Genomic DNA, 21,689 nt, shown 5'->3' on the forward strand with positions numbered 1-21,689 from the left:
CGCCTATTCCATCCCGAAGGAAGGCGCGCTGATGTKGTTCGATTCCTTCGTCATTCCGAAGGATGCCGCCAATCCGGATGCCGCGCTGAAGTTCATAGATTTCGTCAACCGGCCCGAGATGGCGGCGAAGAATTCCGACTTCATCCAGTATGCCAATGGCAATATCGCCTCGAAGCCGCTGCTTTCGGCGGCAGTGCGCGACAATCCCGGCATCTATCCCTCGGAGGCGGTGATGAGCCGGCTCTACACGATCACTCCCTACGATCAGAAGAGCCAGAGGGTGGTCAACCGGCTCTGGACCCGCATCAAGACCGGCAAATGAACGCGCGTGATGCCGGGGCTGCGGCTCCGCTCCKGGCGAAGCGCAAGGCTTCGCCCGGCAGCGTTCGCCGGGCCTTCCAGCCATGGAATGACCCAGCGGCGGAGCCGCTGGTGGTCTTCCGCAATGTCACCAAGCGCTTCGACACGGTGACGGCGGTCGACGACCTGTCGCTCGCGCTCTACCCGCGCGAATTCTTCGCGCTGCTCGGCGCGTCAGGCTGCGGCAAGACCACGCTGATGCGGATGCTGGCAGGGTTCGAGCAGCCGGATGCCGGCGAGATCCTGCTCGATGGCGTCGACATCACCGCCGTGCCGCCGCATCGCCGGCCGATCAACATGATGTTCCAGTCCTATGCGCTGTTTCCGCATCTCAACGTCGGCGACAACATCGCCTATGGCCTGAGACGGGAAGGGCTGCCGCGCGAGGAGATCTCGCGGCGCGTCGCCGAGATGCTGGCTCTGGTCAAGCTCGACGGGCTCGGGAAGCGTCGCCCGGACCAGCTGTCCGGCGGCCAGCGCCAGCGCGTCGCATTGGCACGCTCGCTCGCCAAACGTCCGAAGCTCTTGCTGCTCGACGAGCCGATGGCGGCGCTCGATCGCAAGCTGCGCGAGTCGACTCAGTTCGAGCTGATGGATCTGCAGAGCGAACTCGGCCTCACCTTCATGGTCGTCACACACGACCAGGACGAGGCGATGACCATGGCCGACCGCATGGCGGTGATGAACCATGGCCGGCTCGTTCAGATTGGTCCGCCCGATGAGATCTACGAGGCGCCGACCAGCCGCTACGTCGCGGAATTCGTCGGAGACATCAACATCCTCGAAGGTCGTGTGACATCCGTCGCCGGCGAGATCGTGAGGGTCGAGACGGCGATGGCCGGCGCGGTCGAGCTCGACGAGGAGACGGCCTCGCTTGCCACGGGAGAGACGATCTTCGTGGGCCTCAGGCCCGAAAAGATCACGCTCAGCCATGACGAGCCGGTGCAGGCGGTCAACAAGGTCGCCGGCGAGATCTGGGATATCGGCTATCTCGGCGATTTCACCATGGTGCAGGTCATGGTCGGCGGCGATGACGGGCAATTGCTCAAGGTTGCGCTTGCGAACCGCACCCGCCGGATCGAGCGTCCCTTCGCCTGGGAGGACAGGGTCTGGCTCTCCTGGGATGTTGAGGCCGGGCTGGTCCTGCCGCCATGAGGACGGGGAATGCTTCGGCGCGCCGGCTCGGCCGCCTGGTCGTGGCCGTACCCTATCTCTGGCTGCTGCTGTTCTTCCTGGCGCCCTTTGCGATCGTCCTGCGCATGGCGTTCTCGGACGCCGCGACCGATCTGCCGCCCTATGCGCCGCATTTCCAGGGCTTCTCCCAGCTCGGCGAGTTCATTGCTGCGCTGGACCTCGAGAACTTCAAGCTCCTTGGTGACGACCCGCTCTACTGGCAGAGCTATCTTTACTCCCTGCGTATCGCCGCGCTGACGACGCTGATCGCGCTCGCGATCGGCTATCCCCTGGCCTATGCGATGGCGAGTGCGCCGAGGCGCTGGCAGGGCATCCTGCTGGTGCTGGTCATCCTGCCGTTCTGGACCTCCTTCCTGATCCGCGTCTACGCCTGGATCGGAATCCTGCGGCCTGAGGGGCTGCTCGACATGGTCCTGACGGGCATGGGTGTGACGAGCGAGCCGCTGCGGTTGCTCAACACGGAAGCCGCCGTGCTGATCGGCATGGTCTATTCCTACCTGCCCTTCATGGTGCTGCCGCTCTTCGCGACGCTGCAGAAGCTCGATCGCTCGCTGCTGGAGGCTGCCGCCGATCTCGGTGCCCCGGCATCGACCGCCTTCGCGACGGTGACGCTGCCCCTGTCCATCCCCGGCATCCTGGCGGGTTCGGCGCTCGTCTTCATTCCGGCGGTCGGTGAGTTCGTCATTCCCGATCTGCTCGGCGGCCCCGATACCGTGATGATCGGCAAGGCGCTCTGGAGCGAATTCTTCTCGAACCGCGACTGGCCGCTTGCCTCCGCCGTCGCGGTCGTCCTGCTGTTCGTGCTGGTCGCGCCGCTCGCCTTGCTGCAGCGGGCGCGGCTGACGCGGGGAGGGGCGGCATGAAGCGGCTCGGTCCCGGTTTGATCATGGCGCTGGTGGCGGGCTTCGCCTTTCTCTACCTGCCGATCCTCGCGCTCATCGCCTATTCCTTCAATGCCTCCCGGCTGGTGACAGTCTGGGGCGGGTTCTCGACGCATTGGTATGGCGCGTTGATGGCGAACGAGCCCTTGCTCACCGCAGCTTGGCTCAGCATCCGTCTCGCCTTCGTCTCGGCGACAGTCGCCACCGCGCTCGGGACGTTGGCCGCGCTGGCGCTCGCACGCTATGGCGCCTTTCGCGGGCGCACCCTGTTCTCCGGCATGGTGCTGGCGCCGCTGGTGATGCCGGAGGTGATCACCGGCCTGTCGCTGTTGCTGCTCTTCGTCTCGGCGCAGGTGGAGCGCGGCTTCTGGACCGTCACGATCGCCCACGCCACCTTCAGCCTCGGCTTCGCCTGCATTGTCGTGCAGTCGCGGCTCGCCGGCTTCGACCGCTCGCTGGAGGAAGCGGCGCGCGATCTCGGCGCCACTCCTGTCGTCACCTTCTGGACCGTGACCCTGCCGCTGATCTGGCCGGCGGTCGCCGCCGCCTGGATGCTCGCCTTCACGCTCTCGCTCGACGATCTCGTGATTGCGAGCTTCACGACCGGTCCGGGCGCGACGACCCTGCCGATGCGGCTCTATTCCGCAGTCAGGCTGGGCGTCTCGCCTGAGATCAATGCGGCCTGCACGATCATGATCGGCGCCGTCGCGCTCGTCGTCATCGCGGCCTCGCTGCTCCTGAAGCGCGATCAATTGGCCAGCGCTTGAACGGCTGGTGAATGGCCCCCTCAAGGGCCGTTCAGCCAGAACGTGCGAATGTCGGTGTCAGGCAAGGGGATCGCCCTGGCCGCCAAACAGGATCAGGACCATGTTCCGCAAACTCGCCTCAGCCGGCCTCGCGACCTTCCTCATCGGCGCTGCGACCCYGGGCGCGGCAAGCCTCGCGGGGACGGGCTCCGCCGCAGCCTTTGACGGCCGCTGGGACCGCTATCAGGAGCGCCCGGCCTATGGCTGGCGCCCGGCCCCGCCCGCGTTCCACGGCTATTGGGGACAGCGTCAGTGGCGCCGCTTCGGCGAGGACGACCGGCGCTATGCCCGCCCCCGTCACTACGAGAGCTACGGCTACGGCTGGCGTTGATCTCGTGTAGCGATTGCTGGTGATCCTGACGCGGGCGCGGCTCTTCCAGCCGCGCCCGTCTGCTATTCCGCAGCGGTACGCTGGCTGTAGCCGAGCCGCTGGTTGAGTTCCTCGAGCAGCTTCTCGGCCGCATCGGCGATCACGGTCCCCGGCGGGAAGATCGCGCTCGCACCGGCTTCGATCAGCGCCTCGAAATCCTGGGGCGGGATCACGCCGCCAACGACGATCATGATGTCGGGCCGGCCGGCCTTGCCCAGGGCTGCCTTCAGTTCGGGCACCAGCGTCAGATGCCCCGCCGCCAGCGAGGAGACGCCGACGATATGGACGTCGTTCTCCACGGCCTGCCGCGCCGCCTCGTCCGGCGTCGCGAAAAGTGGTCCGATATCGACGTCGAAACCGAGATCGGCGAAGGCCGACGCGATCACCTTCTGACCGCGGTCGTGTCCGTCCTGGCCCATCTTGGCGACGAGGATGCGCGGCCGGCGACCATCGGCCTCCTCGAAGGCTTCAGTCATCATCTGCACGCGTGTCACTGCCGGATTTTCCATGCCGACCTCCCGCTTGTAGACGCCGGAAATCGACTTGATCTCGGCCCGGTGCCGCCCGAAGACTGTCTCCATCGCCATGGAAATCTCGCCGACCGTCGCCTTGGCGCGGGCCGCCTTGACCGCGAGATCGAGCAGATTAGCGTCGCCGGTGGCGCCATGGGTGAGCGCAGTCAGCGCCGCTTGCGTCTCGGCCTCGTTTCGCTCGGCCTTGAGACGTCGGAGCTTGTCGAGCTGCTGGGTGCGAACCGAGGCATTGTCGACCTTGAGCACGTCGATCGAGGCCTCGTTCTCCGGCTTGAAGATATTGACCCCGATGATCGCCTGCTGCTTGCCGTCGATGCGCGCCTGGGTCTTGGCGGCTGCTTCCTCGATGCGCAGCTTCGGAATACCGGCCTCGATCGCCTTGGCCATGCCGCCGAGCGCCTCGACCTCCTGGATATGGGTCCAGGCCTTGGCCGCGAGTTCGGCGGTGAGCCGCTCGACATAGTAGGAACCGCCCCAGGGATCGATGATCCGGCTCGTGCCGCTCTCCTGCTGCAGCAGGATCTGGGTGTTGCGGGCGATCCGGGCGGAAAAGTCGGTCGGCAGCGCCAGCGCTTCGTCGAGCGCATTGGTGTGGAGCGACTGGGTGTGGCCCTGCGTCGCCGCCATCGCTTCGATCATCGTGCGCGGCACGTTGTTGAACACATCCTGCGCGGTCAGAGACCAGCCGGAGGTCTGGCAATGCGTGCGCAGCGGCAGGGATTTTTCGTTCTGGGCGCCGAAATCCTTGACGAGCTTGGCCCAGATCAGCCTGGCTGCGCGCAGTTTCGCCACTTCCATGAAGAAGTTCATGCCGATGGCCCAGAAGAAGGAGAGCCGCGGCGCGAAGACATCGACGCCGAGACCGGCCTGCTGCCCGGCGCGGATATACTCGACGCCATCGGCAAGCGTGTAGGCGAGCTCCAGGTCCTGCGTCGCTCCCGCCTCCTGCATGTGATAGCCGGAGATCGAGATCGAGTTGAATTTCGGCATGTTCGCCGAGGTATAGGCGAAGATGTCGCCGATGATCCGCATCGAGGGCGAGGGCGGATAGATATAGGTGTTGCGGACCATGAACTCCTTGAGGATGTCGTTCTGAATGGTCCCCGAGAGTTTGGCCGCCGGCACGCCCTGTTCCTCGGCCGCGACGATATAGAGCGCGAGAACCGGCAGGACCGCGCCGTTCATCGTCATCGACACGCTCATCTGATCGAGCGGGATGCCGGAGAACAGCGTGCGCATGTCGTAGATCGAGTCGATCGCGACGCCTGCCATGCCGACATCGCCGCCGACGCGCGGATGGTCGCTGTCATAACCGCGGTGGGTCGCGAGATCGAAGGCGACCGAGAGCCCCTTCTGCCCGGCGGCGAGATTGCGCCGGTAGAAGGCGTTCGAATCCTCCGCCGTGGAGAAGCCGGCATATTGCCGGATCGTCCAGGGCTGGTTCACATACATGGTCGGGTAGGGGCCGCGCAGATAGGGCGGCAGGCCCGGCAGGCTGTCGACGAAGCCAAGCCCGTCGCGGTCGGCCGCGGTATAGACGGGTTTGACCGGGATGCCCTCCGGCGTCAGCCAGAGCTCGGCTGCCGCAGCCGGGAGCAGTGCCGCTGCCGGGGCGTGATCGTCGAAGGCGAGCGTCGTGAAGTCCGGGATCGCGGTCATGGCTTACTCCCGTCGGTCCTGTCCCACCAATGGTGGAAATGATGCACCGGTCCATGGCCATGGCCAACCGGAACCTGATCGGCGGCCGCGATGGCCGCCGAGATATAGGTCTTTGCCTGGCCGACCGCTTCAGACAGYGCCAATCCCTTGGCGAGGCCGGACGCGATCGCCGAGGACAATGTGCAGCCGGTGCCATGGGTGTTGCGCGTCTCATGGCGCGGCGCGCTGAAGCGCTGGCGCTGGCCGCCAGCCAGGAGCAACAGATCCGTGCTGGTCTCGCCGCTGCCATGCCCGCCCTTCAGCAGCACGTTCGCGGCGCCGAAGCCGATCAGCCTCTCGGCCTGTTCGTCGATCGCCGCTTCGCTTGTCGCCATCGCGGTGCCGAGCAGCGCCGCTGCTTCCGGCAGGTTGGGCGTGACCAGCGTCGCGAGCGGGAAAAGCAGGCGTCGGATGGCGTCAACGGCCTTGTCCTCGAGGAGACGAGCCCCTGAAGCCGCGACCATGACCGGGTCGAGCACGATGTTGCGGGCCTTGTGCCTCACCAGGCCCGCGGCAACCGTTTCGATCAGTTCGGCCGTGGCGAGCATGCCGATCTTCACCGCCGTCACGTCGAGATCGGAAAAGACGGCGTCGATCTGCTGGGCGACGAAACCGGCCGGCACGGCGTGGATCGCGGTGACGCCCATGGTGTTCTGCGCGGTCAGCGCGACGATGACGCTGGCGCCATAGACCCGATGCGCCGCGAAAGTCTTGAGATCGGCCTGAATTCCGGCGCCGCCGCTGGAATCGGAGCCGGCAATGGTGAGGGCGATGGGCGTCAAGGCACTGCTCTCCGTATCAGGCAGCCGCGATCGCCTGCGCCTGTTCAAGCGCGGCGACGACATCGGCTCCCGCAAAAACGAACGAGGCCACACCGACCTGGTTCAACGCAGGTTCCAATTCACCGGGCTTGCCGGCGAGCCAGACCGTTGCGCCCTGGGCGCGCAGTGCCTGCGAAGCGGCAACTGCCTCGGAGGCATAGCCGGCATCCGAGCCGCAGAGGCAGGCGAGGCGCGCACCCGAGGCCTGATAGGCCGCAACAAGTGCCGGAATGTCGGTCCCGCCATTGCCGGGGAAGCCGTCATGGCCGGGAGCCGAGAGGCCTCCGGCCTCGAACAGGTTCCGCGCGAAGCCGGCGCGCGCCGTGAAGTCGGCGACAGGCCCCAGCGTCGCGAGGAAGACGGTCGGGCGCTTGCCGCGCTCTTGCGTTAGCGCATCCGCCTTGTCGCGTAGGGCCTCGAACGCCTCGRCAAGCCGCACAGAGGGTAGGGCTTCGACCTTCAGCCCATCCTGTTCGGGAGCCGTTGCCGCATCCGCGCGCGTCGCACCCGTTGCGAGCTGGCTGATCAACGCCGCCTGGTCCTGATCGGCCGCTCTGGTCGTCGATGGCGAGGAGCGTGTCCGCTTGACCGGCGCAATCTCGAGCACCTTGACCGGAGCCTCCGCGAGATTCGGGAACTCGCTGGTTCCCGTGATCGGCTCGCGGCGGGTCGCGATCGACTTGGCGCGGATATCGCGCTGGCGGGCAAGACCCTGCTGAACATGTCCGTTGGCCAGTGCCGCGACGATGCCGGGTCGGCCGTCACTGGCTTCGCGCTCCAGATCCTGCATTTTGGTCCAGGCCTGCTCGCATAGCGCCTGGGTCAGAGCCTCGAAACCGCCGGCCCCAGCGGCGGGGTCGGCGACGCGCCAGAGATTGGCCTCCTCCAGCAGGACGAGTTGGGTGTTGCGGGCGACGCGGCGGGCCAAGGCATCGGGTAAGCCGAGCGCGGCGGTGAATGGCAGGACGGTGAGAGAGTCCGCCCCGCCAATGCCGGCCGAGAAGGTCGCGACCGTCGCACGCAGCAGATTGACCCAGGGGTCGCGCCGGGTCAGCGAGCGCCATGCCGTCTCGGCGTTCAGCGCCATGGGCTTGAGATCAAGCCCGCAGGCCTGCTGCACGCGCTGCCAGAGCAGCCGAGCAGCGCGGAACTTCGCGATGGTCATGAACTCGTCGGTATCGGCGACGAGAACGAAGGATATGGCGTCGCGGGCCTGATCGAGCGGCATGCCGCCGGCTTCCAGCGCACGCAGATAGGCGATCGCGGTCGCCATGACTGCGCCGAGTTCCTGCGCCTCGGTCGCGCCAGCCTCCTGATAGGGGCGTGCATCGGCCGTGAGGAAGGGGCCCGCAAATCCGCGCGCCTTCAGGGCCTCGATGGTCTCGACAAGGCGGCGGCCGATTTCGGGCCATGAAGCCGCGAACACGCCCTGGCTGGCGAGGATGCCGATCGGGTCGAGTCCGAAGTCAATTGTCGTCGTCGCGGGGTCTATTCCACGACGTTCGACAAGCGCGGCAAGCAGGAGCGCATTGATGCGTCCGCCCGCCGCGGGGTCGATCCTCAGGCTGATCAGGTCGAGCATCACGCCGTCGAGCGCGGCATCCAGCATGGCGACATCATCGGCGACCAGCCCATAGCCGCGGGCCGCGCGGGCGCCTGCAAAGCTGATAACGAGCGCGTCAGCGCCGCCTTCGAGATCGGCGAGCGCCAGATCGCGGGCTTCTGCGGGGGACGGATGGTCGATCCGCGCGCTGACCTGCCAGCGCCGGGCCTGTGACCGCGCCGGCCGTGTCTGCGGGCTGGCCGCAGCATAGAGCGGCGCGATCCGGATGCCGTCGGCCGTMCGCCCGACGAGGCGCTTCTCGAAATCGGCACCCTTCAGAACCTTGTCGACGGCCGCGCGCCACTGCGCCTGGTCGGGCAGCGGAAAGGCCTCCATGAAGGGCAGATCGGATGTCGAGGCCGAGTTCATGCGCGCCGGTCTCCCTGCTTGCGGCATGCTGCAATTGCGAATGCGTGATGCCACGTGCGCAGACGCACCGCCATCCCTACTTCGTCCAACGCCGCGTGCGCAAACCCCCGACCGAATCGAAAACGCCGCCCGTTGCCAGGCGGCGCTCGATCCTCAAGCCGGAATGGCGATCAGACGAACTGGCCGAGTCCGGGAATCGCTCCGACGATCGCGCCCATCGCATCTTCGCCGGCCTTTTCACGGCCGACCGCGAACATCTCCTTGGACACGCTCTGGATCTGGCCCATTGAGAGCCCGGCTCCCATCAGCTGCCCGCCGAGCGCCATGACGCCGCCGCCACCGCCCATCAGGCCGCCGACCATGCCCATCAGGCCGCCTTTGCCGCCATTGGCGGAATCGGCGAGCTCCTGTGCGCCGGGCAGGGCGGACATCAACTGCTCGATCTCGGTGGCCGGGCCTTCCTTCTGCAGGAAGGCGAGGATGATGCCGATCGCCTTGCGGGCGAGGCCTTCATCGAGACCGGAAGCCGCCACGATGCGGGAGATCAGTTCATCCATCGGTTTGTCCTCTTCAACGGGTCGGCCTGCGCCGCTCGGCGATAGTTTACATATTTACGATCTGAATCAAACAGGGTTCAGGCTTCCGCCGGTCGGCCCGTTTCGCTACACCCATCGCCTGACGCTTCGACAACAGCATAGGCGAATCTCATGGCGGATGACGGCACGATTCTGATCGGCAAGAGCTGGAAGCCCGAATCGCTCCTGCTCAAGCTTGCCAATCGTCATGGCCTGATCACCGGCGCAACCGGCACCGGCAAGACGGTGACATTGCAGGTTCTGGCCGAAGGCTTTGCGCGCCACGGCGTTCCCGTCTTTGCAGCCGACATCAAGGGCGATTTGTCCGGTGTTGCCGCGCCGGGCGATTCGAAGCCACCCTTCCTCAAGCGCGCCGAGGAGATCGGCGTGACGTACCAGCCCGACCAGTTCACCACCGTATTCTGGGACGTGTTCGGCGAGCAGGGTCACCCTGTCCGCGCCACCATCTCGGAAATGGGGCCGCTGCTGCTCTCGCGCCTGCTTGATCTCAACGACACGCAGGAAGGCGTGCTCAACATCGCCTTCCGCATCGCCGACGAACAGAAGCTGCTGCTGCTCGACCTCAAGGACCTGCGCGCGATCCTCGCCTTCATCGCCGAGAACGCGCAGTCGCTGACGACGAAATACGGCAATGTTACCGCGCAGTCGGTCGGGACGATCCAGCGCGCCTTGCTGGTGCTGGAAAACCAGAAGGGCGATCTGTTCTTCGGCGAGCCGGCGCTCGACATCAACGACCTGATGCGGACCGACCGCGACGGGCGCGGCATCATCAACATGCTCGCGGCCGACAAGCTGATGGCCAATCCGCGGCTCTATGCCACCTTCCTGCTCTGGCTGCTCTCGGAGCTGTTCGAGCAGCTGCCGGAGGTCGGCGATCTCGACAAGCCGAAGCTGGTCTTCTTCTTCGACGAGGCTCACCTGCTCTTCAACGGCGCGCCGAAGGCGTTGCTGACGGCGGTCGAGCAGGTCGTCAGGCTGATCCGCTCGAAAGGTGTCGGCGTCTACTTCGTCACGCAGAACCCGCTCGATATCCCCGATACGGTTCTGGCCCAGCTCGGCAACCGCGTGCAGCACGCGCTGCGCGCCTTCACGCCGCGGGATCAGAAGGCGGTCAAGGCGGCCGCCGAAACCTTCCGCCAGAACCCCAAGTTCAAGACCGAGGAAGCGATCACCCAGCTTGCGGTCGGCGAGGCTCTGACCTCGACGCTGGAGGGCAAGGGCACGCCGACCATGGTCGAGCGCACGCTGATCGCCCCGCCCATGGCACAGGTCGGTCCGGTTTCGCCGCAGGAGCGGGCCCAGTGCATGCGCGATTCCGGCTTTGCCGGGAAATACGACGCCATGATCGACCGCGAGTCGGCCTATGAAGAGCTGATGAAGCGCAAGGGCCTGAACGGCGATGGCTCGCCGGTCGAGGCGTCGACTGGCGGCGGCGGCATCATGGATACGATCGGTGGCTGGCTCGGCGACGCCGTCGGCAATGGCGAGCGGCCGAAGACCGGTCCGGGCAGCCGTGGCGGGCGGCTGCCGCCCAGCATGACGGAAAAGATCATTACGTCGGCAGCCCGTTCGGCCGCCTCGACGATGGGGCGTCAGATCGGCTCGGCGATCCTGCGTGGAGTACTCGGCTCGATGATGGGCGGGCGCAAATAGCCGGCGACGCGGGGCAGCCATGCCGGCCGGCCTGCTGGCGCCGGCCCCGTGGCTTGTCATGATGATGCAACCTAAAATCCGCTCATGCCTTGAGCCCATAGTGAGATCGAGCGACATGCCCAAGCTTCCTGCGATTCTCTCTCGCCTCGATGCCGAACTGGATGCCTCGCTGGCCCGGTTGGCGTCGTGGATCGCGATACCGTCGATCGCCACCGATCCGGCCTATGCCGCCGATAGCCGCCGCGCCGCGGAATGGCTGCGGGACGATCTCGAATCGCTCGGCTTCAAGGCCTCGCTGCGCGAAACGCCCGGCCAGCCGATCGTCGTCGGCCATCGGCCCAAGCCTGGTGCGCCGCATGTGCTGTTCTATGGCCATTACGACGTCCAGCCGGTCGACCCGTTGAACCTGTGGGAGAGCGACCCCTTCAAGCCCGTGGTCAAGGAGATCGCGCCCGGCCGCAAGGTCATCACGGGGCGCGGAGCCTGTGACGACAAGGGCCAGGTGATGACCTTCATCGAGGCCTTGCGGGCGACGCTGAAGGAAACCGGCGACCTGCCGGTCGGCATCACCATCCTGGTGGAGGGCGAGGAGGAGTCCGGCTCTCCGAATCTGCCGTCCTTCGTCTCGGCGAATGCCGAGGAGCTGAAGGCCGATGTGGCGCTGATCTGCGACACCGGCATGTGGGACCGGGAAACGCCGGCCATCACCGCCTCGCTACGCGGGCTGGTCTATCAGGAGGTGACGATCACCTGCGCCGACCGCGACCTGCATTCGGGCCTGTTCGGTGGCGCCGCCGCCAATCCGATCCATGTGCTCTCACGCATCGTCGCGGCGCTCCACGACGAGACCGGGCGGATCACCATTCCCGGCTTCTATGACGGGGTCGAGGAACCGACCGCCGAGCAGAAGGCGGATTGGCAGGCGCTCGGCCTGACCGAAGCGGAATTCCTCGGGGGGATCGGCCTGAAGCACTCGATCGGGGAGAAGGGGCGGATGCTGATCGAGCAGATCCAGTCGCGCCCGACCTGCGACGTCAACGGCATCTGGGGCGGCTATATCGGCGAAGGCACCAAGACGGTGATCGCGGCCAAGGCTTCGGCCAAGATCTCCTTCCGCCTCGTCGGCAAGCAGGATCCGCAGAAGATCGCGGCCGCCTTCCAGGCCTTTGTGCGGGCGCGACTGCCGGCGGATGTCACGGCCGAGTTCGTAGCGCATGGCGCCTCGCCGGCGATCGCCGTTCCCGTCGATTCGCCGGCCCTGCTCAAGGCGCAGGCCGCGCTGACCGAGGAATGGGGCCGCAAGGCGGTGACCATCGGCTCGGGTGGCTCGATCCCGGTCGCCGGGGACTTCAAGCGCACGCTCGGCATGGACACTCTGCTCGTCGGCTTCGGTCTCGATGATGACCGCGTTCACTCGCCGAACGAGAAATACGACCTCTCTTCCTTCCACAAGGGCCAGCGTTCCTGGGCCCGCATCCTGCAGGCGCTGGGCGCATGAAATCGGTTTGTATCTTTTGCGGCTCCAACCCGGGCAATGACGAGGTCTACGCCGCCGGCGCCCGGGCCATGGGCGCCGAGATCGCCAGGCGCGGGCTGACGCTCGTCTATGGCGGCGGTGCTGTCGGTCTCATGGGCACCGTTGCCAATGCGGCGCTCGCGGCCGGAGGCGAGGTCCACGGCATCATCCCGCGCGCGCTCCGCGAAAAGGAGATCGGCCATAATGGGCTGACCCGGCTCGAAGTGGTCGACACCATGCACACGCGCAAGGCGAGGATGGCCGAACTCTCGGATGGCTTCATCGCGATGCCGGGCGGCATTGGCACCTTCGAGGAGATTTTCGAGATCTGGACCTGGGGCCAGCTCGGCATTCACACCAAACCACTCGGCTTCCTGAATATCGGCGGCTTCTACGATCCGCTCGCGACTTTCCTGGACAACACGGTTGAGGCCGGCTTCCTGAAGCAGAACCACCGCGCCATGGCCATGACGGATACCGAGCCGGCGACCCTGCTCGAAAGGATGGATCAATATGTTCCGTCCGCGACGTTCAAATGGGTGGAGAAGGAGGAGACCTGAGTCTCCTTCAACCGCCGCGCTTCCCCGTGGTCTGCCCTCTGCAGCCCGGCTCGGGCGTTCCCGGCCGGGTTGTGAACCTCTCGCGTCGCGCGGCCCTGCCGACGCGAGCGGACGGAGTTCCCCCGCCTGAGCCGCCGGGTTCGGCTCAGCGGCTGAACCACCAGCTATAGCTGGCGCGCGGCGCGACCGGGGCCTCCTGGCGCCCGCCTTCGCCTAGCGCCAGAAGCCGGCCGCTGGCCTCGGTGATCCAGGATCGGTGCTCGCTGATCGGCGTAATGGCGGTGAAACCGCCGCAAATCCGTCTGACGCGCGAATTCAGCGGGCCGCTCGACCAACTGACGATGCCGACCAGATCCCGCGAGGCCGCCGAGCCGCGCAGGACGGGGCCGCCGGAATCGCCACGGCAGGCACCTGCGCCAGGCGTCTCGCCCAGTGCCTGCGTGTCGACCGCGACCTTCACTGTGTTCGACGTCGTGTAGTTGCCGGCATTGACGAGCGGCGTCTCGCGCAGCCGCCGCGCGGTGCGCTTGTTGTTCTCGGACGAGAGGCCATAGCCTGCCATCGTCACGGTCTCGCCCTGCCAGAGACCGCTGCCCAGCGAGAGTGGTTCGATATCGGCGGGAAGGGGAGAGGCGAGCCTGAGAACGGCGAGATCGGTCCCGGGCTGGGTGCGCGGCGTGGTGCCGGGAACGAAGCTCGGATGCGGCAGGACCCCGATCACCGGGTGGCTGCGCTCGCGAAAGCGCGTATCCAGGCTCACCACACGGACGGCCCCACCGCCCATCAGGCAGTGCGCCGCGGTCAGGACGAGTTCAGGCGCGATCGCCGCGCCGGAACAGAGCTCGCCGCGGCTGGTCTCGACCCTGACCGTCCACGCGCGCGGGCCATCGAGCCCTCGCGAAGGAGCGCCACCGACGACGGCCGCTGCCGGGGAGGCTGCCGCGCAAAGTGCTGCGGCAAGGGCAAGGATCGGAGCACGAGACATCATGAAGCAACCGCCGGGTTCACATTGCCACTCTATGGCCTGTTTCGAGCCAGTCCAGTGTTTCGATCAGCGATCGGTTGTCCAGGATGCGCTCTCGCCCCATTGCGACAAGGTGCGGTCGATCCAGTTTCGCTGCGGCGCGACGAGAACGCCCTGGCTGAGCAGGCCGCAATTCTTGCCCTTCGGACCAGTGGACCAGCTTGTCACGGCGATAACGCCGTCACTACCCTGCCAGATCGGGCCGCCGGAATCGCCCTGGCAGGCGCCGGCGCCGGGACGACTGCCCGCACCAGCAGGATCTGCCGCCCAGAGCAGGATCTTGCCTGGGCCATAGGGCTCGACCGTCGCCAGAGTGGCGGAGCGGTAGGTGCCGGTGGTGCGGGCCTCTCCCTCCCGGGAGACCCCATAGCCCGCAAGCGTTATCTCCGAACCGGCGCGCGGAAGGCCGCCGTCGATCAAGGCAGCGGGCGAGAAGCGCGACGGGAGCGGTGCGGAGAGGCGCACCAGGGCGAGATCAATCGAGCGGCGCCGCGCCGTGATCGCCTTCGCATCGAAGCCGGGATGGAACGAGACCGTGGCAGGGGCGATCAGCACCGGTTCGCCGCTGCCGTCCTTCCAGTGGATGCGCAGCTCGACGCCGCCATCGGCGCAATGGGCCGCGGTCAGGATCGTTCGCGGTGACAGGACGATCCCGGAGCAGACGCCGCCGCGCGCATTGAGAACCATCAGCGTCGACGCGGCAGACGGTCCGCCGTCGCGTCCGCCGAGCACGGCCAGGGCAGGCGTTGCCGCCAGAATCGCCGCGAGCGCGAGCCCGCCAGGGCCAATCGAACCTCTGACGCTCATCTGATCTCCTCTCCTCGTGTGCTGGGAGCGATAGCGCGTCGAACCGCATAATTGAACCTGGAATCGGAGCCGGCGGCTGACGCTGGAGGGTCTTKTTCGTCAGGCCAGCCAGCGGCGCGCGCGGCCGGCGAGGTGCGGAAATGCCGGACTCCGCGAGACGGGCGTCTGCAAACCGAGATTGAGATCGCCGATGCTCRGATCCGCAAGGTTGTGGGCAAGGGGCAGGAATGGCGTGGACGGCTGGCGGTGCACTGGCATATCCTGACGATACGCGAGCCGCCCATTCATGGCGTGTTCAGTTGCTCGGGATTAGCGAATGTCGATGATGCCCGTCGAAACGATCTTCGCCCTGACACTGCTTGCCCAGCCCCTCCCGATTGTCACGATCGACAGCCAGGAGCCCATCTCCTGCCTGTCGGCGGACGAGATGCGCGAGGCGGTGTCGGATGGGCGGGTGATCCAGCCGGCCCAGGCCTCCAGGCATGCGCGCAACGCCGCGCCGGGCGAGGTCGTCCGTATCAGGCTGTGTCGCCAGGGCGATGATTTCGTCTATGTTGTAACGACGTTGAAGCGCGACGGTCGCGTGGCCCGGGTGACGCTCGAGGGCCAGTCCGGCAAGGTCTCAACCATTCGCTGAGCGGCAGCCTTCAGGCGAAGGCATCCGGCCCCGGKACATCAAGACAGGAGTGAGCCGACGTGAGACTGCTCGTCGTCGAGGACGACAAGGACCTCAATCGCCAGATCGTGACCGCGCTGGAGAATGCCGGCTATGCCGTCGACAAGGCGTTCGACGGCGAGGAGGGCCTCTATCTCGGAGAGACCGAACCCTATGATGCAGTGATCCTCGATCTCGGCCTGCCGAAGGTCGATGGCGTGACTGTGCTCCAGGGTTGGCGCCGGGCCGAGAAGACCATGCCGGTACTGATTCTGACTGCACGGGATCGCTGGAGCGACAAGGTCTCGGGCTTCGATGCGGGCGCCGACGACTATGTCGTCAAGCCGTTCCATATCGAGGAACTGCTGGCCCGCGTCCGGGCGCTGCTGCGCCGCGCAGCCGGCMATGCCACCTCGGAGCTGACCTGCGGCCCGGTGCGGCTCGACACGCGCGCCAGCCGGGTCGTCGTCGACGGCAATCCGGTCAAGCTCACCTCGCACGAGTACCGGCTGCTGGCCTATCTGATGCATCATCAGGGGCGTGTCGTCTCGCGTACCGAGCTGGTCGAGCATCTCTACGATCAGGATTTCGACCGGGACTCCAACACCATCGAGGTTTTCGTCGGCCGTCTCCGCAAGAAGCTCGGCGTCGAGATCATCGAGACCGTCCGTGGGCTTGGCTACATCGCCGCTGCGCCTGCCAAGGTCTGACGACGGTCCATGCCGGGCAAATCGCATCGCTATTCGCTCGGCGCTCGCCTCTTCCTGTCGGCGGCAGTGTGCTGCGCGCTGGTGCTGGCGCTCGCCGGGTTCGGCCTGACGACATTCTACCGTCGCTCCGCTGAGCGTGGCTTCGACGAGCGACTCAGCGTCTACATCAAGGAACTGGTCGCGGATCTTGCCGCGCCGCCGGAAACCGAACGCCAGGCGATCGGCGATCTCGGCGAGCCGCGTTTCGATCTGCCGCTATCCGGCTGGTACTGGCAGATCGTCAGGCTCGATGGCGAAAAGCCCGTGGTGCGCACCTCGCGCTCTCTCGTCGGCGGGCAGTTGCCGAAGCTTCTCGACCAGCAGCTGACGCCGAATGCGCGCGGCTTGCGTGAGAGCTATGTCTCTGGGCCGGACGAGAGAGGCCTGCGCATCATCGAGCGCGAGATCGATGTCGGCGAGGATGGCCGCTTCATCGTCGGCGTCGCGGCCCCCGCCGACGAGATCGAAGGCGACATTCGTGATTTCCGCCTGGCGCTGACGCTGACCTTCCTGCTGCTCGGGCTCGCGCTCGTGGCTTCGACCCTGATCCAGGTTCGCTTCGGCCTGCGCCCCCTCGTCAGGCTTGGGACAGCGGTCGGCTCGGTGCGAACCGGCGAGGCCGCCCGGATCGCCGGAAAATACCCGCCTGATCTYGCGCCACTGGCTGGCGAACTCAATCAGCTCATCGACGCCAACCGCGAAATCCTGGAACGGGCCCGGACCCAGGTCGGAAATCTCGCCCACGCCCTGAAGACGCCGCTCAGCGTGATGCTGAACGAAGCCGAGGCAAGCGACCCGCATCTGCCGCAGACGGTGCGGAACCAGGCGGCGATCATGCGCGACCAGGTGCAGTATTATCTCGACCGCGCGCGGGCGGCTGCACTCTCCGGCGCGCTCGGCAGCGTCACCGAGGTTGCGCCCTCGCTCGACGCGCTGATCCGCACCTTCGCCAAGATCTCGCAGGGGCGCGGCATCACCGGCATGCACCACGTCCCGCCCCATGTCCGCTTTCGCGGCGAGCGGCAGGATCTGGAGGAAATGCTCGGCAATCTGCTCGACAACGCGTTCAAATGGGCGCGTTCGACGGTCGAGGTGAGCCTGGCCCCCGAAGCCGAAGAGGGGCGGATCGCGCTGCTGATCGACGATGATGGTCCCGGGCTGCCGTCCGAGGCCGTGCTCGACGTGCTCAAGCGCGGCCGTAGGCTCGACGAGACGACGCCGGGCTCCGGCCTCGGGCTCTCGATCGTGGTCGATCTCGCCAAGCTCTATGGCGGCGAGCTCACGCTCGAGCGCTCGCGCCTCGGTGGCCTGCGGGCGCGCCTGCTGCTTCCTTCGGTCTGACGGTGCCGACGTGACCCTTTGTCGCCATCGGCAGACATGATACGGCGTCAGCGATTGGCTATGAACGCGACATGCTGATCTGGATCATCTTTGCGGCAATGACGGCGGCGGCGGTTTTCGCCTTGCTCTGGCCCCTTGGGCGCGGAGACGCGAACGCGTTTGCAGAGGTCACCGACGCAAAGAGTCTCTATCGCTCCCAGCTTGCCGAGATCGACCGCGATTTTGGCCGCGGGCTGATCGGCGGCACCGAGGCGGACGCTGCGCGCGCCGAGGCCGGCCGCAGGTTGCTGCGTGCGGCGGACGGGGAGGCTGTCCCCACGGGAGACAGCGAGCCTGCGCTGCGTCGGCGGCGTGCAGCCTCGGCGATCGCACTGTCCTGCGTGCCGCTCTTTGCTCTTCTGCTCTATGGCGCCCAGGGCTCGCCCGAGCGACCGGATCAGCCGCTCTCGGCGCGGCTGAAATCGGACCCTTCTCAGGATTTTGCGCTCGCGGTCAGCCGCATCGAGGCCYATCTGGCGGCCAACCCCGGCGACGCGCGGGGCTGGTCCGTCGTGGCGCCGGTCTATTTGCGCCAGGGTCGTTACGACGAGGCGGCGCGGGCCTTCGCGGCGGCGCTGGAGCATGGCGGAGCCAATGCCGAATTGCTGGCCGGCCTTGGCGAGGCGCGTGCGCTTGCCGCAGGCGGCGTGGTGACGGCTGAAGCGCGCCAGCCCCTGACCGAAGCGGTCAAGCTCGATGGCGGCAATGCCCGGGCCCGCTACTTCCTGGCGATTGCCAAGGAGCAGGACGGTGACAGTGCCGGCGCGATTGCGGATCTGCGCGCTCTGCTCGCCGATGCTCCAGCTGATGCGACCTGGGTCGGGACGGTGCGCCTGCGCCTGGAGGGGCTGGAGGCCGCACCGTCCACCGGCGCCTCGATCGCGGCGTTGCCGCCGGGCGAGCAGCAGCTCGCGATCCGGGGCATGGTCGATGGTCTTGCCGAGCGCCTCAAGATGGGCGGCGGCACCTTCGCCGAATGGACGCGACTGATCCGTTCGCAGGTCGTGCTCGGCGACAAGCCTGCAGCACGAGAGGCGATCATCGCGGCCCGCCAGCGCTTCGCCGATGATGGTGCGGCGCTTGGCCAGCTTGATGCCCTGGCCGGAGAACTCGGATTGCGGGAGCCCGCGCCATGACCGCCACAGAACCGTCGCGAGTCTTGGCGCCGCGCCGCGGGATGAGCCGCAAGCAACGTCGCCTTGCCCTGATCGGAGCGGCAGGCGCAGTCCTGTGCCTTGCCGCCGGCCTCGTGCTCTTCGCCATGCGCGATTCGATCGTCTTCTTCTACGGACCGACGGAAATCGCCGAAAAGGGGCTGCAGCCCGGCACGCGCATGCGGCTCGGCGGCCTCGTCGAGACGGGGTCCGTGTCTCGCGGGCCTGGCCAGCGCGTGACTTTCGCCATTACCGACAGCAAGACCACTGTCCAGGTGAGCTATGATGGCCTCCTGCCGGATCTCTTCCGCGAAGGGCAGGGCGTCGTCACGGAAGGCGTGCTTGAGGCCGCAGGCCGGTTCCGAGCGGATTCGGTTCTCGCCAAGCATGACGAAACCTACATGCCGCGCGAAGTCGCGGACGCACTGAAGAAGCAAGGCCATTGGCAGCCCGGCGACGCCGGTGCGCAGAAGCCGCAGCGGTGAGGGCAGGATGATCGTCGAGATCGGACATTTCGCGCTCGCGCTGGCGCTGGGTGTCGCCGTCGTCCAGGCGCTCGTCCCACTCTGGGGCGTCTCGCGGCGGGATGCCGCCTTGGCTTCGGTCGGCCCGACGGCGGCGGTGACCTGCTTCCTGCTGGTCGCCTTCTCCTTCCTTGCGCTCGTCGTGTCCTATGTGCGCTCGGATTTTTCGGTCGAGAACGTCGTCGCCAATTCGCATTCGGCCCAGCCGTTGATCTACAAGGTGACGTCGACCTGGGGCAATCACGAAGGCTCCATGCTGCTCTGGGTGCTGATCCTGACGCTGTTCGGCGCGCTGGTCGCCGTGTCGCGCCGGTCTCTGCCGACGCGTCTCAGGGCCGGAACACTGGCGGCGCAGGGCTTCGTCACGGTCGCCTTCCTGGCTTTCGTGCTCCTGACCTCGAACCCGTTCCGGCGGCTCGATCCGGCGCCGGGCGAGGGCCAGGATCTCAACCCGATCCTTCAGGATCTCGGCCTCGCGATCCACCCGCCGCTGCTCTATSTCGGYTATGTCGGCTTCTCCATCACCTATGCCTTCGCCGTCGCCGCCTTGATCGACGGGCGCATCGATGCCGTCTGGGCGCGCGCTGTCAGGCCGTGGACGCTGCTGGCCTGGGTCTTCCTGACGCTCGGCATCGCGATGGGGTCCTACTGGGCCTATTACGAGCTTGGCTGGGGCGGCTGGTGGTTCTGGGACCCGGTCGAGAATGCCTCGCTGATGCCCTGGCTGGCCGGCACCGCGCTGATTCACTCCACCGTGGTGATGGAGAAGCGCGATGCGCTGAAGGTCTGGACGATCCTGCTCGCGATCCTGACCTTCTCGCTCTCGCTGCTCGGTACCTTCATCGTTCGCTCCGGCGTCCTGACCTCGGTGCATTCCTTCGCCAGCGATCCCGGGCGCGGCCTCTTCATCCTTGCGATCCTGGTCTTCTTCGTCGGCGGCTCGCTGGCGCTCTTCGCCTGGCGCGCGCCGCTGCTGCGGCAGGGCGGCCTCTTCGCCCCGATCTCGCGGGAGGGCGCGCTGGTCGTGAACAATCTCTTCATCGCGACCGCCTGCGCGACCGTCTTCATCGGTACGCTCTATCCGCTGGTGCTGGAGATGCTGACGGGCGACAAGATTTCCGTCGGCCCCCCGTTCTTCAACGCCACCTTCGTACCCGTGGTCGTGCCTCTGCTGCTGCTGCTGCCGATCGGCCAGACGCTGGCCTGGAAGCGCGGTGACCTGCTCGGTGCGGCGCAGCGCATGTCGGCTGCTCTCGTGCTCGCAATCGTCTCCGGGCTTGCGGTCGTCGCGGTCATGCGTGGCGGCCCCGTCCTTGCGCCGCTTGGTATCGGGCTTGGCGTCTTCCTCATCGCAGGTGCGGCCTGGGATATCGGCGAGCGCGTGGTGCGGCGGGCGAGCGGCGCCTCGGCGATGCTGTCGCGCGCAATCGGCCTGCCGCGTTCGGCCTGGGGTACGGCCTTCGCCCATGCCGGCGTCGGCCTCAGCGTGATCGGTATCGCGGCTGCCGCATGGAGCGCGGAGGGGATCGGCGTGCTGAAGCCGGGCGAGAGCCTGACCAGCGGCCGCTATACCGTGGTCCTGGAGACGGTCACGCCGCGCAAGGGCCCCAACTTTACCGAGGATGTGGCGCGCTTCCGCGTTTCTGCCGGCGACAGACAGCTGAAACCCGTCGAGGCGATGAAGCGGGTCTATACCGCCCGCGCCATGCCGACGACGGAGGCCGGCATTCGGACCGACGGCCTCAGCCAGGTCTATGTCAGCCTTGGCGAGCCGCAGGGCGGCGGAATCGCGGTCAGGGTCTATGACAAGCCGCTCATCCTGCTGATCTGGATCGGTGCCGTCGTCATGGCTTTCGGCGGAGCGCTGTCGCTGACCGACCGGCGCTTCCGTCTCGCCGTGCCGCGGCGTGCCGCGACGCGCGCCGTCATCCAGCCGGCGGAGTGAACGCATGCGTCGCGTCCTTGCCTTGCTGATGCTCGGCCTGCTCTGCGCCAGCCCGGTCAGGGCGGTGCAGCCGGACGAGGTCCTGCCGAACGCCATGCTCGAGCAGCGGGCGCGCCAGATTTCCGGCGGCCTGCGCTGCCTCGTCTGCCAGAACCAGTCGATCGACGATTCCGACGCGCCACTTGCCCGCKACCTGCGCATCCTCGTGCGCGAGCGGCTGGTGGCCGGAGATACGGATGAGGCCGTGCGCGATTTCGTCGTCGCACGTTACGGCAATTTCGTCCTGCTCAGTCCTCCCCTCAATATCCGCACCATTGCGCTGTGGGTCGCGCCGTTCCTGATCCTTGCCTTCGGCCTTGCCTATCTCGGCCGGAGAAGCCGGCTGATGCGGACGTCGGCCGGGCAGCAGACGAAACCCCTGAGCGACGACGAACAGGCACGGGTTGACGCGCTGATCAGGCGGGACGGCAACTAAGGCATCGGCCAGAAGG

General features: G+C 66.9%; 21 protein-coding genes. 15 read left to right on the forward strand and 6 right to left on the reverse strand.

The window, feature by feature from the left end; genetic code table 11:
- The 5 genes from AC1DJT_RS13710 to AC1DJT_RS13730 all read left to right on the forward strand — a co-directional run.
- A partial coding sequence (locus AC1DJT_RS13710; protein WP_476834240.1) for an extracellular solute-binding protein occupies positions 1 to 322 on the forward strand: 322 nt, incomplete at its 5' end.
- Positions 319 to 1,515: an ABC transporter ATP-binding protein gene (locus AC1DJT_RS13715; protein WP_476834241.1), complete on the forward strand. Its 1,197-nt coding sequence runs from the start codon at positions 319 to 321 to the stop codon at positions 1,513 to 1,515. The genes AC1DJT_RS13710 and AC1DJT_RS13715, both read left to right, overlap by 4 nt.
- Before the next feature lie 35 nt (positions 1,516 to 1,550).
- A complete protein-coding gene (locus tag AC1DJT_RS13720; protein ID WP_476769298.1) occupies positions 1,551 to 2,417 on the forward strand; it encodes an ABC transporter permease in 867 nt (288 codons plus the stop codon).
- On the forward strand, positions 2,414 to 3,202 hold the full coding sequence (locus AC1DJT_RS13725; protein ID WP_476824652.1) for an ABC transporter permease: 789 nt from the start codon (positions 2,414 to 2,416) through the stop codon (positions 3,200 to 3,202). Before AC1DJT_RS13720 ends, AC1DJT_RS13725 begins: the two co-directional genes overlap by 4 nt.
- A gap of 100 nt (positions 3,203 to 3,302) precedes the next feature.
- Positions 3,303 to 3,572: a hypothetical protein gene (locus tag AC1DJT_RS13730; protein WP_476834242.1), complete on the forward strand. Its 270-nt coding sequence runs from the start codon at positions 3,303 to 3,305 to the stop codon at positions 3,570 to 3,572.
- Positions 3,573 to 3,634: 62 nt separating this feature from the next.
- On the opposite strand, the gene scpA is transcribed toward AC1DJT_RS13730, so the two are convergent.
- The 4 genes from scpA to AC1DJT_RS13750 form a co-directional block, all read right to left on the reverse strand.
- Positions 3,635 to 5,803: a methylmalonyl-CoA mutase gene (scpA, locus tag AC1DJT_RS13735; protein WP_476834243.1), complete on the reverse strand. Its 2,169-nt coding sequence runs from the start codon at positions 5,801 to 5,803 to the stop codon at positions 3,635 to 3,637.
- The gene (gene thiD, locus AC1DJT_RS13740; protein ID WP_476769295.1) at positions 5,800 to 6,624 is read right to left on the reverse strand and encodes a bifunctional hydroxymethylpyrimidine kinase/phosphomethylpyrimidine kinase; all 825 of its coding nucleotides are present in this window, start codon (positions 6,622 to 6,624) and stop codon (positions 5,800 to 5,802) included. Before thiD ends, scpA begins: the two co-directional genes overlap by 4 nt.
- Positions 6,625 to 6,640: 16 nt before the next feature.
- On the reverse strand, positions 6,641 to 8,635 hold the full coding sequence (locus tag AC1DJT_RS13745) for a methylmalonyl-CoA mutase family protein (protein WP_476834244.1): 1,995 nt from the start codon (positions 8,633 to 8,635) through the stop codon (positions 6,641 to 6,643).
- A 170-nt stretch (positions 8,636 to 8,805) separates the two neighbouring features.
- The gene (locus AC1DJT_RS13750) at positions 8,806 to 9,192 is read right to left on the reverse strand and encodes a DUF2267 domain-containing protein (protein ID WP_113514613.1); all 387 of its coding nucleotides are present in this window, start codon (positions 9,190 to 9,192) and stop codon (positions 8,806 to 8,808) included.
- A 150-nt stretch (positions 9,193 to 9,342) separates the two neighbouring features.
- On the opposite strand from AC1DJT_RS13750, the gene AC1DJT_RS13755 reads away from it, so the two are divergent.
- From AC1DJT_RS13755 to AC1DJT_RS13765, 3 genes are all read left to right on the forward strand, one after another.
- A complete protein-coding gene (locus AC1DJT_RS13755) occupies positions 9,343 to 10,884 on the forward strand; it encodes a helicase HerA-like domain-containing protein (protein WP_476834245.1) in 1,542 nt (513 codons plus the stop codon).
- A gap of 115 nt (positions 10,885 to 10,999) precedes the next feature.
- Complete coding sequence (locus AC1DJT_RS13760; protein ID WP_476770781.1) at positions 11,000 to 12,382, forward strand: dipeptidase; 1,383 nt, start codon at positions 11,000 to 11,002, stop codon at positions 12,380 to 12,382.
- On the forward strand, positions 12,379 to 12,960 hold the full coding sequence (locus tag AC1DJT_RS13765) for an LOG family protein (protein ID WP_069877270.1): 582 nt from the start codon (positions 12,379 to 12,381) through the stop codon (positions 12,958 to 12,960). Before AC1DJT_RS13760 ends, AC1DJT_RS13765 begins: the two co-directional genes overlap by 4 nt.
- A gap of 145 nt (positions 12,961 to 13,105) precedes the next feature.
- On the opposite strand, the gene AC1DJT_RS13770 is transcribed toward AC1DJT_RS13765, so the two are convergent.
- Together AC1DJT_RS13770 and AC1DJT_RS13775 are read right to left on the reverse strand one after the other, a co-directional pair.
- Positions 13,106 to 13,948 carry a S1 family peptidase gene (locus AC1DJT_RS13770; protein ID WP_441489141.1) on the reverse strand — a complete coding sequence of 281 codons (843 nt, stop codon included), beginning with the start codon at positions 13,946 to 13,948 and terminating at the stop codon, positions 13,106 to 13,108.
- Positions 13,949 to 14,011: 63 nt separating this feature from the next.
- Positions 14,012 to 14,791: a S1 family peptidase gene (locus tag AC1DJT_RS13775; protein ID WP_476834246.1), complete on the reverse strand. Its 780-nt coding sequence runs from the start codon at positions 14,789 to 14,791 to the stop codon at positions 14,012 to 14,014.
- Between the two features lie 316 nt (positions 14,792 to 15,107).
- On the opposite strand from AC1DJT_RS13775, the gene AC1DJT_RS13780 reads away from it, so the two are divergent.
- From AC1DJT_RS13780 to AC1DJT_RS13810, 7 genes are all read left to right on the forward strand, one after another.
- Positions 15,108 to 15,428, forward strand: coding sequence for a PepSY domain-containing protein (locus AC1DJT_RS13780; protein WP_069877267.1), 321 nt, complete (start codon positions 15,108 to 15,110; stop codon positions 15,426 to 15,428).
- 59 nt (positions 15,429 to 15,487) lie between these two features.
- Entirely contained in the window at positions 15,488 to 16,156 is a 669-nt protein-coding gene (locus tag AC1DJT_RS13785; protein ID WP_476834247.1) for a response regulator transcription factor, read from the forward strand.
- 9 nt (positions 16,157 to 16,165) lie between these two features.
- A complete protein-coding gene (locus tag AC1DJT_RS13790) occupies positions 16,166 to 17,536 on the forward strand; it encodes an ATP-binding protein (RefSeq protein WP_441506614.1) in 1,371 nt (456 codons plus the stop codon).
- Positions 17,537 to 17,607: 71 nt separating this feature from the next.
- Positions 17,608 to 18,711, forward strand: coding sequence for a c-type cytochrome biogenesis protein CcmI (ccmI, locus tag AC1DJT_RS13795; RefSeq protein ID WP_476834248.1), 1,104 nt, complete (start codon positions 17,608 to 17,610; stop codon positions 18,709 to 18,711).
- A 41-nt stretch (positions 18,712 to 18,752) separates the two neighbouring features.
- On the forward strand, positions 18,753 to 19,214 hold the full coding sequence (ccmE, locus tag AC1DJT_RS13800; protein WP_441489234.1) for a cytochrome c maturation protein CcmE: 462 nt from the start codon (positions 18,753 to 18,755) through the stop codon (positions 19,212 to 19,214).
- A gap of 7 nt (positions 19,215 to 19,221) precedes the next feature.
- Positions 19,222 to 21,198: a heme lyase CcmF/NrfE family subunit gene (locus AC1DJT_RS13805; RefSeq protein ID WP_476834249.1), complete on the forward strand. Its 1,977-nt coding sequence runs from the start codon at positions 19,222 to 19,224 to the stop codon at positions 21,196 to 21,198.
- A 4-nt stretch (positions 21,199 to 21,202) separates the two neighbouring features.
- Entirely contained in the window at positions 21,203 to 21,673 is a 471-nt protein-coding gene (locus AC1DJT_RS13810) for a cytochrome c-type biogenesis protein (protein WP_476834250.1), read from the forward strand.
- Positions 21,674 to 21,689: the final 16 nt, after the last annotated feature.

Source organism: Allobosea sp. 05T422_2, from assembly GCF_056396265.1.

Coding starts and splice junctions, on each gene's coding strand:
- AC1DJT_RS13780 (WP_069877267.1), top strand. CDS start 15,108: ATGTCGATGATGCCCGTCGAAACGATCTTCGCCCTGACACTGCTTGCC.
- AC1DJT_RS13725 (WP_476824652.1), top strand. CDS start 2,414: ATGAAGCGGCTCGGTCCCGGTTTGATCATGGCGCTGGTGGCGGGCTTC.
- AC1DJT_RS13760 (WP_476770781.1), top strand. CDS start 11,000: ATGCCCAAGCTTCCTGCGATTCTCTCTCGCCTCGATGCCGAACTGGAT.
- scpA (WP_476834243.1), bottom strand. CDS start 5,803: ATGACCGCGATCCCGGACTTCACGACGCTCGCCTTCGACGATCACGCC.
- AC1DJT_RS13765 (WP_069877270.1), top strand. CDS start 12,379: ATGAAATCGGTTTGTATCTTTTGCGGCTCCAACCCGGGCAATGACGAG.
- AC1DJT_RS13775 (WP_476834246.1), bottom strand. CDS start 14,791: ATGAGCGTCAGAGGTTCGATTGGCCCTGGCGGGCTCGCGCTCGCGGCG.
- AC1DJT_RS13755 (WP_476834245.1), top strand. CDS start 9,343: ATGGCGGATGACGGCACGATTCTGATCGGCAAGAGCTGGAAGCCCGAA.
- ccmE (WP_441489234.1), top strand. CDS start 18,753: ATGAGCCGCAAGCAACGTCGCCTTGCCCTGATCGGAGCGGCAGGCGCA.
- AC1DJT_RS13770 (WP_441489141.1), bottom strand. CDS start 13,948: ATGATGTCTCGTGCTCCGATCCTTGCCCTTGCCGCAGCACTTTGCGCG.
- AC1DJT_RS13750 (WP_113514613.1), bottom strand. CDS start 9,192: ATGGATGAACTGATCTCCCGCATCGTGGCGGCTTCCGGTCTCGATGAA.